Raw genomic sequence first — 12,873 nt, forward strand, 5'->3', positions numbered from 1 at the left:
CGATCACATTCGGGGCTTTCCCATACCTGGAGTGGTGGAGAAGATAAACGGGACTTAGATTTTTGGTGAGGGGTCAGGAATTTATGACTCTTTATTATCGATAGGCAGAGGGGTAGAAAAGCGGGATGCTATTGAGTTAAGCTATAATGGGTTAAACATTCAGGGAATGGAGATGAGATGCTAACAATTAAACCTCGCTTTGAAACCTTTGAAGAATACCTAATATATGACGATAATTCGGAAAAACTCTATGAACTATTTAATGGAGAATTGATAGAAGTGCCACCAGAATCGGGTTTTAATATCCAAATTGCTAATCGTCTTTTTCTGGTTTTTGCTTTAATGCTAGGAAGCGATCGCGTTAGGGGACACGGGCTGGAACTAGAAGTCAGAGGAGAACCCAAAAACCGCTATCCTGATCTAACTATTATCCGAGAAGAACATATTCAACAATTATCAAAGCGTAATACTATTCGGCTGAATATGGCTCCTCCTCTGTTGGTTATTGAAATCGTTAGCCCTGGAGAGATACAAAGAGAGAGGGACTACATTGCTAAAAGAATTCAGTATCAAGATTGTTGTATTCCTGAATATTGGATTATTGATCCCCAAACTCAAACTATCCTAGTATTAGAACTGGTGGCTAATGTTTATACAACGGTAGGTAATTTTAGTAACGATGATTTAGTGCGATCGCCTATATTTAAGCAACTAAACTTGAAGGTTTCTGATGTTTTGAATTTTAATTAAAAGAGTGATCATTCGTTATCCGGGATCGGTTAGAACAAGAGGGTTGGGTAATTACAGATCACCCTTTGCATTAAATATAGCGGTGTGCGATCGCAATTCGGGATCAAGTTTAGTTAAATTAAAGAGCGATCGCTGTTGATAATTAAAAAGCGATCGCTTTTGGGTTTCTGGTGTAGTAAATTTACATACTTGCTATCTAAATCCCTAGCTTTTACTTCACTTTAATAATTGCTATTATATTAATTTTTAAGTGGACATTTTTTTAACAAATTCTTGATGTTCTACGGTTGATAAACCTACTTGTAAAACAGCGAATACTTGAGCTAAATTCCCGGCTAATAAAGCTACTTTATCTAACCATAATCCAGGGAATATTTGAGAGCAAATTATATTATCTTTATTAGGCTCAAGCTGAATATATTCTCCTTCATTTAATCTAAACCAATCAAATTGACGGTCATAAACTCGCCAAACTAGATATTCTTGTACTCCATTGCGACGATAAACATTCAATTTTTGGTGTAAATCGTAGGAAGCGGTAGAAGCGGCAATTTCTACAATTAATTCCGGCGCACTTTCGATATAATCATCTTCACTAATGCGTGAGCGTCCTCCCGTTTCAATTCTTAGTAGTGCATCGGGTTGAGGTTCATTGTCTAGGTCAAGACGCACTGTAGTATTATCCAATACTTCCACTCCCGGCGTAGCGGCTTCATAAGTACCTAACCAAGTCATAATTCGAGCATGGGGTTTACCGTGACGTTTTGCTCTAACAGGAGATGACATATAAACAATTCCTTCAATCAATTCGGCTTTTTTCACATCAGGCATTGCTTGATAACGACGCTCAAATTCAGCACGAGAGAGCTTATCTCCGTTTTCTAGCACCGGAATCGTTAAGCTGGGAGAAATTATATTAGCAGCTATCATAGAATTCTTCCGATCATGACTTAATTTTGAATTTTAGCATATTCGACAGGGAATCATTGAGTGAGGATATTGGTTAAAAATCAGGAATTAAACTAGGAGGTAAAGGAAAAGATATTTATAGAATTGCGATATTATTAATTTTTACTTAAGTTAAGAATAATCTTGATTTTCACCGAATAGGAGTTTGAATTCAATGCTACAGCCTGCCAAAACCGTAAAAGTGTTTGAAAAACAGCCAGAACAAACCTACACCGTCGGTCAAGTGATTTTTGAAGAGGGCCAACGGGGAGAGATTATGTTTGGCATTCTCCAAGGGGAAATTGAATTATGGGTGAATGGAAAAGTGGTAGAAACTTTGATTGCTGGAGATGTATTTGGGGAAGGAGCCTTAGTTCAACCTGATCGAACACGAGCGTCTACTGCTATTGCTAAAACCGATTGTATTTTAGCAACACTGGATGAATCTCGATTTTTGTTTGCGGTTCAGCAAACGCCCATGTTTGCTTTAGAAGTTCTCAAAAGTTATTCCGATCGCTTACGTCGGATCAAACACTCTCTTTAAACCTAACTAATCTGAGAAATAACTTCTATTTCAGAGGTTTTTAAACCCGTGAGGATCGGTTGTGCGGGACTAACATCCTGATCATCGAGTTCCTCACCGACATAAATGCCGAGGGATCTGGCTGTTTCTACCCAAAATCCTTGCGGGTCAATGAGTAAAGGACTATCTGCAAATACATTATCTAGGGGAATGGTGGTGACAGCATTATTTTGCCAAGCGACCATGACCCCATATTTTTCCTCCGCAATTAAATCAACGGCCACTTTTCCGAAGGCTGTGCCAATTAATCGATCTAACGCCGAAGGTGCCCCACCCCGTTGAACGTGACCGAGAACGGTGACTCGTGCTTCCACTCCAATATTATTTTCAATTTCTGTAGCAATATATTCTCCAATTCCCCGCAGTCGCACTTCTCCGAGGGCATCTTTATAATATCGACTTTCACCTTCGGCGGTTTTTGCTCCTTCAGCCACTACCACAATGGCAAATTTTCGTCCCCAGAGGTTGCGAAGTTCTCGAATGCGTTTACACAGGGTTTTAATTGAATAGGGAATTTCTGGAATTAAAATCGCATCCGCCCCCCCGACAATTCCCGAATGTAAGGCTAAATGTCCCGTTGTTCGTCCCATGACTTCCACCACCATCACCCGGTCATGACTGGCGGCGGTATAACTCAACCGATCTAAACAATCTAAAATCGTGGTAACGGCGGAATTAAACCCAACGGATAACTCTGTATGAGCGACATCATTATCAATAGTTTTAGGAACACCGACTAAATTCCAATTGCCTTTTTCAGCCAGTTTTTGCAAAATAGCCAGACTGCCATCACCGCCAATGGCGATCAGGGCATCGAGTCCTAAATCATAATATCCTTGAATCACATCATCTGTACGGCCTTCGGTATCGCCTTTATTAATCGAACCTAATATAGTTCCGCCCATACTTAATAAAGGATCAGTACCATGTCGTTCTAAACCATAGGAATTTAAGACAACACTTTTCCGTTCAATCAGCCCCTGAGTGGCATAGGGAATTCCTCGGACTTCCCAGTTATATTCCGATGTGGCATGATTGACAACGGCTCGAATCACGGCATTAAGACCGGGACAGTCTCCACCACTGGTTAGAATGCCAATCCGTTTACGTTTGTTCATATTTGGTTTTGGCTGAAGCCAAATTGTCTACACTTGAATCCTATCGATCTTTGCCCAATTTGTTAACACTGTGAGCGATAAAATTAGTGTTTTTTATCGTTTCTTAACGTTAAGTTAAAAAAGTTTTTTTAGATTTCCAGACAAAATCTGCTTTTCTGGAAAGATTTCTGCTTTGCTATTGATTAAATCCCGATCTCGATTTCCTTTTTATTAAGATAACAGGAAGAAAGAACCGGAACAATCAAGACTTGTGCTACAGTCTATCCCTAGTTGTGGCTTGAACAATCAAGTCCGTTTAATTTTTGCCAAAAGGAGTGAATAACATGGCGTTAAGAGTAGGAATTAATGGGTTTGGTCGCATTGGTCGTTTAGTCATGCGGTCTGCCATTAATAACCCCGATGTGGAATTTGTGGGGATTAATGATCTGGTTCCTCCTGATAACTTAGCCTATTTGTTCAAATACGACTCGACTCATGGCGTTTTCCCCGGTACAGTAGAAGCGAAAGCAGATGGCATTGTTGTAGATGGACATTTTATTCGCTGTACGGCCATTAAAGACCCGACCCAACTCCCTTGGAAAGAAGATACGGTAGATTATGTGGTGGAGTCTACGGGGTTATTTAGTGACTACCCGGGCGCTCACAAACATATTGAAGCGGGTGCTAAACGGGTAATTATTTCAGCGCCTACGAAAGATCCCGATAAAATTAAAACCCTGTTAGTTGGGGTGAACCACGAAGACTTTGACCCGAAAGCTGATTTAATTGTTTCTAATGCCAGTTGTACCACCAACTGTTTAGCTCCCGTTGCTAAAGTGATTCAGGATAACTTTGGGTTAGCCGAAGGGTTAATGACCACCGTTCACTCCATGACCGCAACTCAGCCTACGGTTGATGGCCCTAGTAAGAAAGACTGGCGGGGAGGACGCGGCGCGGCGCAAAATATTATTCCATCGTCTACAGGAGCCGCTAAAGCCGTAACCTTAGTATTACCTGTATTGAAAGGAAGACTGACGGGAATGGCGTTTCGAGTCCCGACCCCTAATGTTTCTGTGGTTGATTTAACCTTCCGCACGGAAAAAGCTACTAGCTATAAAGAAATTTGTGCGGCGATGAAAGTGGCAGCCGAAGGCCCGATGAAAGGGATTTTAAGCTACACTGAAGATGAAGTGGTTTCTTCAGACTTCATCACTGATCCCAGTTCCAGTACCTTTGATGCCAAAGCAGGTATTGAATTGAATTCTAATTTCTTCAAAATTGTGGCTTGGTATGACAATGAATGGGGTTATTCTTGTCGCGTCGTTGATTTAATGATTTCAATGGCGAAAAAAGACGGTATTCTGTAAATGACTCACAGAAACCGGGTTTCTCAACAGATCTTGATTTCCTACAATCAATCTAATGCAGAAACCCGGTTTCTAGGAACTGAGTGCAGGTTAAAACAAGGAACAACCAGGTTGGATCTTAAGTGTTTTCTAGGGATGAGTTAACCGAATTTTTCCTTAACCATTGAGCTAAAGATTCTTGAGTTTCTTGGTCAGTTGCTAACTGTTCCATCATTTGCACAACCTCAATTTCTGGAACTTCTAATAAATAGCTATTTAACCCAAGAAAAACATACATCGCCATGAAAGCTGTGCGTTTATTCCCATCAATAAATGGATGGTTTTTAGCTAAACCATAACCATAAGCCGCAGCTAGGTCAAATAAATCAGGTTGACCGTAAGCAAATAAATGTCTAGGTCTAGCTAAACTCGCAGAAAGAAGATTTTCGTCCCTGAGTCCTAAACTTCCCCCATGCTGCTGAATTTGATCCTGATGGATGACTTGAACAATGTCTTCAAAAATCCAAAACGGTTCATTCACTAGGCTAATTCCCGTAACGCATTTTTATACTTTTCACTCCCTTGTTTATAAATTTGCATTGCTTTGTCAAATTCAGGCTGATCACAAGTTGAGGAATGATCCGAGGGAGTCTTTTGTACTTTTTTTGCGAGAGAATTGAAATAAACCAGGGCTTCTGGTAACAATTCATCAGGTAATTCTTGGGCTAAGGTAATGATTTCTTGACGTATTTCTTGAGTCATGGTTATTGCATAAGATATTTTAAATTATTAAGGATCGAGTCACTTTGTGTCCCTGCTGATTTATGTCAATCACAACAATTATAACAAAATTGAAGAAACTTTTTCAGTAAACTCAGGAACTTCTCGCCTTAATAAATCCAGCAATTGTTCTACCGTAAGTGGTGGCTTTTTTAACACACTAGCTTGTCGCTGAATCACTTGGACAATTCTCTCAGAATCTAAAAAATATAAAGAACACAGAAAACTATCCGATGAGATAGCTTTCACGTTCCAATATTCAAATTCACTAGCGGGAAAATGCTTAAGATTTTCCGTCACAATTACTTCAGCTTTAGCAACCACCGCCGTTGCTAAAACATGGCGATCATCTGGATGATTAGTCATTTGATCAATTAATTGATTAGCGATAGTTACCATTGCTTCTGGAAATGCTTGTTTGATTTTTGTTTCTAAATTATTAGCCTTCTCAACCGTCATTCGTTTTTGACCGATGAGATTGCGAATTGCGCCATTTAAAATTTCCTGTGACCAATATGGGCGATACAAACCCGCACTGGCTACCCGTAACAAAGTATCACGCAAATACATCGGAAACAGAACACATGAATCTAAAACAGCAGACATCTGATCAGTTGGGTCAATTGCTAAAATATCTGCTTTACTCATAAAAACCTGCTTCTTGACTGATTTCCATAATTTCGTCTAACAGTTTTTCCCTGGCTTCATCTCGTTTTATTTTGTAATCCATTAAATCCTGTAAGGGAATTTTTATTTCTGAATTAATCGCGACACAAGAAATAACTCCTGCTTCTAATAGTTGCAACAAATGAGCATGGGAAACCTTAAGAATATTCGCTGCTGTCTCAGTTGTTACTTGATAATCTGGAGGTAAAACTGAAACGGCTTTCCCTGATTCCATTACTTGAATAATTTGTCGTAACAGCCGATAAATTGATTCAGAAATAAGGGCTTCCTGACCATTATTAAATATTAATTTTGTGGGGGCTATTTCTGAATTGAAAAAATGAGCTATTTCGGCAATTTCTTCTCGGTCTCCTATTGTTAATAAAAATTCCTGGCTTGATCCGGTTTTTTCTAACATATTAATATTCCTCTTAACTTATCAATTGTTCCCGTTGTCACCTTTCTTAAGTCAATTCCCCCTAACCATAATTGAGCAGTTTCCCCACTGACTGCCGTTACAACTGCTTGGGCGGGAGATTTGGGAGAATTAATAAAATAGGGCAGTTGTTGTTGATACCCACTCCCTACTTTAACTTCATAACGGGGAACTTGCTTATCTTCTTCAGGAATTTCTGGGAGAATATAAGGACTTTGCCAGCTTGTTCAGCTTTTTGTTGGATAGAGGAGCTAATTTCAGGAATCAATATGAGATCGTTACCGTATTCGGAGCAAAAAGAAGTGGCAATATTCCTCCCTCTTGTCCAAGCACAACACCTTCAATAAAATCCTCCTGAGTTAAGCCAGCTTTGCGAGAGCAACTGGGACAAGCAATCACTGTTCCCCCATCCTCTAAAAACTTTTGTAGCCTTTGATGAATCGTTAAATCACCATTACCTTCTGTTGCTGGAGATCGCCGTTTATCAGCCAGATATACCCCACGAACATTAAGGAAGATGGTGACAGGTTGATGTCCCATTCGCAAGGCATTGTGGGCAAGAGAAATCGCCATACTTGCCGTCCATGTATCATCAGTGGTCAAATTGATAAACAGTGCTCTTGATTCTGTCGCCTTTTCCGTAGTTTGAGCTAATGGGGTTTCTGAGTAAGCTGGTTTTGTAATCACACTCCAATCTAATAACCCAGCCAAGAGTGAAGCAGCAAAAACATAAGGCAATTTAGATTTCATACAAGCTAGTCTCCTACGAGCCCTTGCAGATACAACAAGCTGGACTGGTTCAGGACAGCCAGTTGCTAAATAAAAGAAGAAACTTAATAGACCCGACCCATTTTCGACCCCCTAGATAAACCCGTCAAAAGACAGTTTGTCAAGTTCATAGTTTTATCCCCTAGAGGGTCAAAGTTCTACCTCACTCGGCCTGGATAACGGCAACATCTTCGGGTGTCAAGTTAGCACTAACGCGGTTATTTTTGAAGAGGGTTACGGTTAATCAACGCGCACCTTGCAAAAATAGACTTTTTAGTCAATATTTGAAGATATCACTTTTGCTAACCTCCTATCCATGTCAGACTCAAACCCAAACCTTAACCCGCCTAAACAGGGATATCTGACGCTTCTCCTTCCTGTTGCGGTGGTTTTGTTTATCCTCCAGAAAGCATTCCCCTTAGCTATTTTAACTGTTGGGGGATGGGGTTCTTGGCAGGTGTGGAAATATTATCAACAGCGTCAACAACATCAGTTAGCGACTTTGGATGAAGTGTTTTATCGATTAATTCGGGAAAACCAAGGACGCATCACGGCGTTAGATTTAGCCATGCACTCCAAACAGTCGGGGACAAAAGTACAGGAATATCTCGATCAACGCGCCACCGAGTTCGCCGCTCAGTATGAAATTACCGACGTTGGGGGGATGATTTACTATTTTCCCACCGCCCAACCCTCCGCAACTGTTGAAGACCCTCTCCCATCACCTGCTGTGGAAAACCCAAAATCAGTGGTTTTATTTCCCGTTAAACCTTCTTCCCCTGGGGTTTTACCGTCTACACTAAATCAGTCGGAACTCGCCCAACGGTTAGGGGTACATCCGAATACCCTCAGCAAGTGGAAAACCAAACCGGAATTTTCTGACTGGAGTTATCAACGCGACCCAGAAGCGATCGCTTGGAATTATTCGAGTGAAACCAAACGGTTTTCTCCCCAAAACCCTAAGAAAAAAATGGGGAAAATCAGTGAGTTAATGAAGAAAAATAAAGTTTAGGACTTCTGCAAATTCTGTTGTTAAGATAATGGGGTAGTCTTACTAAAATTGTTATGCGTCCCTTCCGTTCTCAACGGCCGATTTTATAGCGCTACGCGCATACGTTAGGACAATTTCTAAATGCAGCATCCACGCATTCTCTGACGGTTTGAAATTCGTTTAATCTCTGTTTCATCCATGTCTTTAAAACAGCCCACCAGTTTTCAATCTTGTTCAAGTCGGGAGAATATGGGGGCAAATACCAAATTTTACATCCGGCTTCTTCGACGAGTTCTTTGATATATTCCCCTTGATGAAAGCTGGCATTATCAATAATAATAATGTCTCCTGGTTCTAGCACTGGCAGCAAACAATTCTTTAACCAGGTTTCAAATAAATCTTTATTACATGACCCCTCAAAGGTTAAAGGAGCCAATAATTTACCTTCTTTCAATGCTGATAGCCAACTGACTCTTTCTCTTCTTTTACCGGACTTGAGTGCATAACATCTTTCCCCTATCGGGCTGTAGCCATACGGGTAATCCTCTCTATTATCAAATCCCGCTTCATCTACATAAACTTTTCTGCTCCTTTCTATTCCCTCTAGTTTTTGAAGAAATTCTCGTCTTTTTTCTTCATCTCTTTCTCGATACCCATAAGTTTTTTTTTTTCGACTTATACCCAGTTTTCGACAAGCATAACTAATATTCTGTTGCGTCGCCTCACACCCCCATAATTGGGCCATTTGTTTTTGAGTCTTGTCACTATTTTTTTTCACGAATTCTTTAAATTTTTCTAACTCCTGAATTTTCGGTTGAGTTCCTACTCCTACCTGTCGGCTAGCCTGATAGTCTCCTGTTTCTCTTTCTTTTTTCAGCCACAGATCTAATGTGTTGCGACTTATTTTAAAGAAACGACTTACCTCTATTTTCTTTTCTCCTCTTTTCACGGCTGCGATCGCCTTGGAGCGTAAATCGTAACTATAAGGTGCCGGCATAACTATTTTCCGATATTGAGGTATTACTGCATCTTATCATACTTTTGTCCTAACCATAGCGCGTAGCGCTATACCAAAAATTAGCACAATGCCTCGTCAAAAAACCGAAGCAATGGTTTACCGCAGTTTATATCAATTGGCGGTTGAGAAAAAACGCTTACAAGAAGAATTAGATAGTTTAGGACAACGGTTTCAAACGATTACCCAACGCTTAGAACAGATTGAAACTCAAATTCAAGGCTTGGAAACGGACGTTAAACAAATTGCTCAACCCAAACCCCCAACTTCTCAACTGACTCAATCTCTAACTCCACCTCCGACTTCAATACCCCCTAAACCCGGTTCTGTTTCAACTTTTACTTTAGAATATTAAGGAAACACAAAGGCACTAAGACACGAAGAAAGGGAATAGCTCGGTAAACTTTCTGTGAAATCCGCTTAATCCATTTCATCCGTGTTTTCATCTTCTAAGGTTTGAATTTGGAGTAATAATTCCTCTTCTTGAACTTCAAAGTCTTCTTCGGAAATATCCCCCATATCAAAGGCTAACTGAAGTGCCAGTAACCGCTTACTCAAGTTTTCTTTATCATCTAGTTCGGCTTCTGCGCGTTCTACGAGTTGTTCGCCGATCCAGATTACACCTTCAAAGGGTGCTGTGATGGGAGAGAGTAATAATCGTAATATCATAACACACCTGATTAAGGGTTGAGTTGAGCAAAATTAAACGGGGCTGTAAAGTTATTATAGCGAATTCGTAAGCGATTATTAAAATAGTGATCAATCTCTTCAATTTTATCACTAAATTGGGGTTCAGTATCCCAAGGAATTAAATAAGCTGCGTTATAGATCATAGCACTGGTTAAATTATCGTTTTCAACAATTTCTTCCGCCAGGGGGTTTAATATTTGTTGAAATTTATCGATAATTCCCTGTTGACGATTTTGCATCGCCCCTTCAATTTCTTGACCGATCCCGATGATTTCATCCATACTCAGGCGTTTACCTTCTAGGCGATCGCGTTTTTCCCTTAACTCTTGATTTTCTATCATTAAACGGTTTAATTCTTCCGTTTCTTCCCAAAATATTTTCACCCCGACTTCCCGTTTTCCCTCTAATTTATGAAACAATTCTTTTAACCGATCTTGATAGGGAACAATTAACTGGGCTTTGACATTCTCCCAATCTTTCACAATTAATCCAAATTGTAAGGGTAAAACTGTTCTATAGCCATGTTGCATGACTTTTTCTAAGACATCTTCATGGCCTAATAAATTGCGCCGACTGGCTAAATAACGGTCTTGTTGTGCTTCAGAATATAAAAAGCTAAACTCATTCACCGGATGGGTTTGTATCGGTTGTTTGTCTAACCCCAATAATGCTAAAGGTCGCACTCGGTTTGTCGGTAAAATTCCATATAAATATAAACCATTTCCCATAATAAAAACCATCATTAATTTGTAGGGTGCGTAAGCAACGCGCACGCACCAAAACCCATTATAAACCGTAAAATCCAACTCCCCTAATTTAACCCGTAGGGTGCGTAAGCAAAGCGCACGCACCAAAACCCATTATAAACCGTAAAATCCAACCCTAATTAAACCCGTAGGGTGCGTAAGCAAAGCGCACGCACCAAAACCCATTATAAACCGTAAAATCCAACGCTAATTTAACCCGTAGGATGCGTAAGCAACGCGCACGCACCAACATCCATTATCAACCGTAAAATACAACTCCCAAATATTTGATCAAAAATTCCCTATATGACCCATCAATTATCAATAATGAATAGCAGCAACAGGCTTTTATATTTCCTAACAAGTTATCAATATTGTCAATAAATTATTTACCATTAAAAGTTATGGTGCGTGCGGCTTCGCCTTACGCACCCTACGGGATAGTTAGAGAGGTTTAGAGGTTAATACTAATCTTAATTTTGCATGAATTAAGTTGAGTTGGGCTAACCCTAAATCTACACTTCCCTCGACAACAATTCCCGTATTCATTAACCGATCTAATAATTCCAAAACCGAAGGGTGTTGTGAGGTTTCCCCTGGATAATAGGTTCCAGATTTGGGTAATAATGTCCCAAATTCCGATAATTCAATATTCAAATCCTCTGGATCAATTTCAAAGATTTCGCACAGTTGCAAAACCTGAATTTCTAATTGTCGCAAACTCTCCGCCGCCCGATCTAATTCTTCCTCACTTAGGGTATTCCCTTCCATCCGTCGGATGATTTGCGCTTCCATTAACTGCCGAATTAGTTCCACCAAGGTCAACACCAAGGGTGCTAAACCTGCATCTTTTCGAGAAGATTTTGGCGTAATATTCGTTTCTATCGAAGGTTCAGAAGATGACATTCGGTTAAAAGGTTATACCCTACTAGAATAACAGGGTTTTCTTATAGCAGGGAACAGGGAACAGGGAACAGGGAACAGGAAAAGAGAGGTGTACGACGCACGGTTTTAGCATCAGTCTATGTCCTAACACCCCAGGCGCGACTGCTATATGATTGGAAAATCACTGCTACTTTCACTGTATAACAGAAAAATCTGCTTTCGATGGCGATCGCTATTTTTTCTTAATGCACAAATTGTTGATTTTGTCAAGATAGCGGTTTGGGCTTGAAGCTTCCCCTCTAAAAACCCGTGCATCGCCAGGGATGAATTTCGTCAGAAAACCTAGATATTTGACGAGGGAATCAGGGTTCTATCTCCTATTTTGACCCCTAGACACAATAACCCCTTGGGTGCTGTTTTTTATAGTATAACAGAACCCCCATGATCTCGTCAACTATTTGAGAAATATTTTTAATAAAATATCAGGATTTCCTGACAATCTTTAAAAAAACAAAACAATATTGATAAATTGATTAGAAAAGCTGAACAAAATTTCAGAGATGAGATCGAGAATAATTATATATAGTAGGGAACAGGGAACAGGTAGGAAAAGAGTTCTCTGTTTAGGTTTTATTACCAAAGGCTCAATTTATTAAAGGAAAATTAATGGCGTAATTGCTTAAATTAACCCTTAACAAAATCCGATAAAATTCAGGGTGAGTCAAATAGAGAAAACCCACCCTGACCGTTCAACTCAAGGCATCAATTAACCCTTGAACTCGGACTTTAATTTCATCTCTAACTCGATGAAAGGTTTCTAACGGTTGTCCGTCGGGATCATCTAATTGCCAATCTTCAAAAACTTCTTGCATTACCCAATCTTCCGGTAAATTCACACCACAACCACAGAGAGAAATTACCGCATCATAATCTTCCGCTTGGAAATTACTTAAGGGATCAGAGGTTTGACTGGTAATATCAATCCCAATTTCATTCATAACTTGAATTGCAGTAGGATGAACCCGACTGGCTTCTAAACCCGAACTGGTAACGGCAATTTTTCCTTCTCCTAATGTTCTAGCAAATCCTTCCGCCATTTGAGAACGACAAGAATTTCTTTTACAAACAAACATCACTTTTTTCATGTTCAATCTCCTAATTGATAAACGTTA

17 protein-coding genes are annotated in these 12,873 nt (G+C 39.9%); 5 read left to right on the top strand and 12 right to left on the bottom strand.

Features of this window, described 5'->3' with window-relative positions; all coding sequences use genetic code 11:
- Nucleotides 1–177 precede the first annotated feature (177 nt).
- Nucleotides 178–750 carry a Uma2 family endonuclease gene (locus tag PL8927_RS10195; protein WP_083620760.1) on the top strand — a complete coding sequence of 191 codons (573 nt, stop codon included), beginning with the start codon at nucleotides 178–180 and terminating at the stop codon, nucleotides 748–750.
- Between the two features lie 246 nt (nucleotides 751–996).
- Here the strand turns inward: PL8927_RS10195 and PL8927_RS10200 are convergent, their stop codons facing one another.
- On the bottom strand, nucleotides 997–1,680 hold the full coding sequence (locus PL8927_RS10200) for a Uma2 family endonuclease (RefSeq protein WP_197047374.1): 684 nt from the start codon (nucleotides 1,678–1,680) through the stop codon (nucleotides 997–999).
- A gap of 193 nt (nucleotides 1,681–1,873) precedes the next feature.
- Here PL8927_RS10200 and PL8927_RS10205 point away from each other — a divergent pair, with 193 nt between their 5' ends.
- Nucleotides 1,874–2,242 (top strand): cyclic nucleotide-binding domain-containing protein, encoded by a 369-nt coding sequence (locus tag PL8927_RS10205; RefSeq protein ID WP_083620763.1) that lies wholly within the window; start codon nucleotides 1,874–1,876, stop codon nucleotides 2,240–2,242.
- Between the two features lie 2 nt (nucleotides 2,243–2,244).
- On the opposite strand, the gene PL8927_RS10210 is transcribed toward PL8927_RS10205, so the two are convergent.
- Complete coding sequence (locus PL8927_RS10210) at nucleotides 2,245–3,399, bottom strand: ATP-dependent 6-phosphofructokinase (protein ID WP_083620766.1); 1,155 nt, start codon at nucleotides 3,397–3,399, stop codon at nucleotides 2,245–2,247.
- A gap of 323 nt (nucleotides 3,400–3,722) precedes the next feature.
- On the opposite strand from PL8927_RS10210, the gene gap reads away from it, so the two are divergent.
- Nucleotides 3,723–4,745 (top strand): type I glyceraldehyde-3-phosphate dehydrogenase, encoded by a 1,023-nt coding sequence (gene gap / locus PL8927_RS10215; protein ID WP_083620769.1) that lies wholly within the window; start codon nucleotides 3,723–3,725, stop codon nucleotides 4,743–4,745.
- A 118-nt stretch (nucleotides 4,746–4,863) separates the two neighbouring features.
- Here gap and PL8927_RS10220 read toward each other — a convergent pair whose 3' ends face one another.
- The 5 genes from PL8927_RS10220 to PL8927_RS10240 all read right to left on the bottom strand — a co-directional run bounded on the left by PL8927_RS10220 (nucleotide 4,864) and on the right by PL8927_RS10240 (nucleotide 7,356).
- Nucleotides 4,864–5,265, bottom strand: coding sequence for a type II toxin-antitoxin system death-on-curing family toxin (locus PL8927_RS10220; RefSeq protein ID WP_083620772.1), 402 nt, complete (start codon nucleotides 5,263–5,265; stop codon nucleotides 4,864–4,866).
- Nucleotides 5,265–5,486, bottom strand: a complete 222-nt coding sequence (locus PL8927_RS10225; RefSeq protein ID WP_083620774.1) for a hypothetical protein — start codon at nucleotides 5,484–5,486, stop codon at nucleotides 5,265–5,267. The genes PL8927_RS10220 and PL8927_RS10225 overlap by 1 nt, the downstream gene beginning before the upstream one ends.
- 78 nt (nucleotides 5,487–5,564) lie before the next feature.
- The gene (locus PL8927_RS10230) at nucleotides 5,565–6,152 is read right to left on the bottom strand and encodes a PIN domain-containing protein (protein ID WP_197047375.1); all 588 of its coding nucleotides are present in this window, start codon (nucleotides 6,150–6,152) and stop codon (nucleotides 5,565–5,567) included.
- Nucleotides 6,145–6,588: a helix-turn-helix domain-containing protein gene (locus PL8927_RS10235; protein ID WP_083620776.1), complete on the bottom strand. Its 444-nt coding sequence runs from the start codon at nucleotides 6,586–6,588 to the stop codon at nucleotides 6,145–6,147. Before PL8927_RS10235 ends, PL8927_RS10230 begins: the two co-directional genes overlap by 8 nt.
- Nucleotides 6,589–6,870: 282 nt before the next feature.
- Nucleotides 6,871–7,356, bottom strand: coding sequence for a DsrE family protein (locus tag PL8927_RS10240; protein WP_083620778.1), 486 nt, complete (start codon nucleotides 7,354–7,356; stop codon nucleotides 6,871–6,873).
- A gap of 334 nt (nucleotides 7,357–7,690) precedes the next feature.
- On the opposite strand from PL8927_RS10240, the gene PL8927_RS10245 reads away from it, so the two are divergent.
- On the top strand, nucleotides 7,691–8,386 hold the full coding sequence (locus PL8927_RS10245) for a helix-turn-helix transcriptional regulator (protein WP_083620781.1): 696 nt from the start codon (nucleotides 7,691–7,693) through the stop codon (nucleotides 8,384–8,386).
- Nucleotides 8,387–8,477: 91 nt separating this feature from the next.
- Here the strand turns inward: PL8927_RS10245 and PL8927_RS10250 are convergent, their stop codons facing one another.
- Entirely contained in the window at nucleotides 8,478–9,362 is an 885-nt protein-coding gene (locus PL8927_RS10250; protein ID WP_083620784.1) for an IS630 family transposase, read from the bottom strand.
- An 88-nt stretch (nucleotides 9,363–9,450) separates the two neighbouring features.
- Here PL8927_RS10250 and PL8927_RS10255 point away from each other — a divergent pair, with 88 nt between their 5' ends.
- Nucleotides 9,451–9,735 carry a hypothetical protein gene (locus PL8927_RS10255; RefSeq protein WP_083620787.1) on the top strand — a complete coding sequence of 95 codons (285 nt, stop codon included), beginning with the start codon at nucleotides 9,451–9,453 and terminating at the stop codon, nucleotides 9,733–9,735.
- A gap of 65 nt (nucleotides 9,736–9,800) precedes the next feature.
- Here PL8927_RS10255 and PL8927_RS10260 read toward each other — a convergent pair whose 3' ends face one another.
- The 4 genes from PL8927_RS10260 to arsC all read right to left on the bottom strand — a co-directional run bounded on the left by PL8927_RS10260 (nucleotide 9,801) and on the right by arsC (nucleotide 12,846).
- The gene (locus tag PL8927_RS10260) at nucleotides 9,801–10,049 is read right to left on the bottom strand and encodes a gas vesicle protein GvpG (protein ID WP_083620790.1); all 249 of its coding nucleotides are present in this window, start codon (nucleotides 10,047–10,049) and stop codon (nucleotides 9,801–9,803) included.
- An 11-nt stretch (nucleotides 10,050–10,060) separates the two neighbouring features.
- Nucleotides 10,061–10,921, bottom strand: a complete 861-nt coding sequence (gvpF, locus tag PL8927_RS10265; RefSeq protein WP_331281811.1) for a gas vesicle protein GvpF — start codon at nucleotides 10,919–10,921, stop codon at nucleotides 10,061–10,063.
- Between the two features lie 339 nt (nucleotides 10,922–11,260).
- Nucleotides 11,261–11,722, bottom strand: coding sequence for a gas vesicle protein K (locus tag PL8927_RS10270; RefSeq protein ID WP_083620793.1), 462 nt, complete (start codon nucleotides 11,720–11,722; stop codon nucleotides 11,261–11,263).
- Between the two features lie 728 nt (nucleotides 11,723–12,450).
- Nucleotides 12,451–12,846: an arsenate reductase, glutathione/glutaredoxin type gene (arsC, locus tag PL8927_RS10275; RefSeq protein WP_083620796.1), complete on the bottom strand. Its 396-nt coding sequence runs from the start codon at nucleotides 12,844–12,846 to the stop codon at nucleotides 12,451–12,453.
- Between the last annotated feature and the right edge of the window lie 27 nt (nucleotides 12,847–12,873).

This window comes from Planktothrix serta PCC 8927, from assembly GCF_900010725.2.
Classification (GTDB): Bacteria; Cyanobacteriota; Cyanobacteriia; order Cyanobacteriales; family Microcoleaceae; genus Planktothrix; species Planktothrix serta.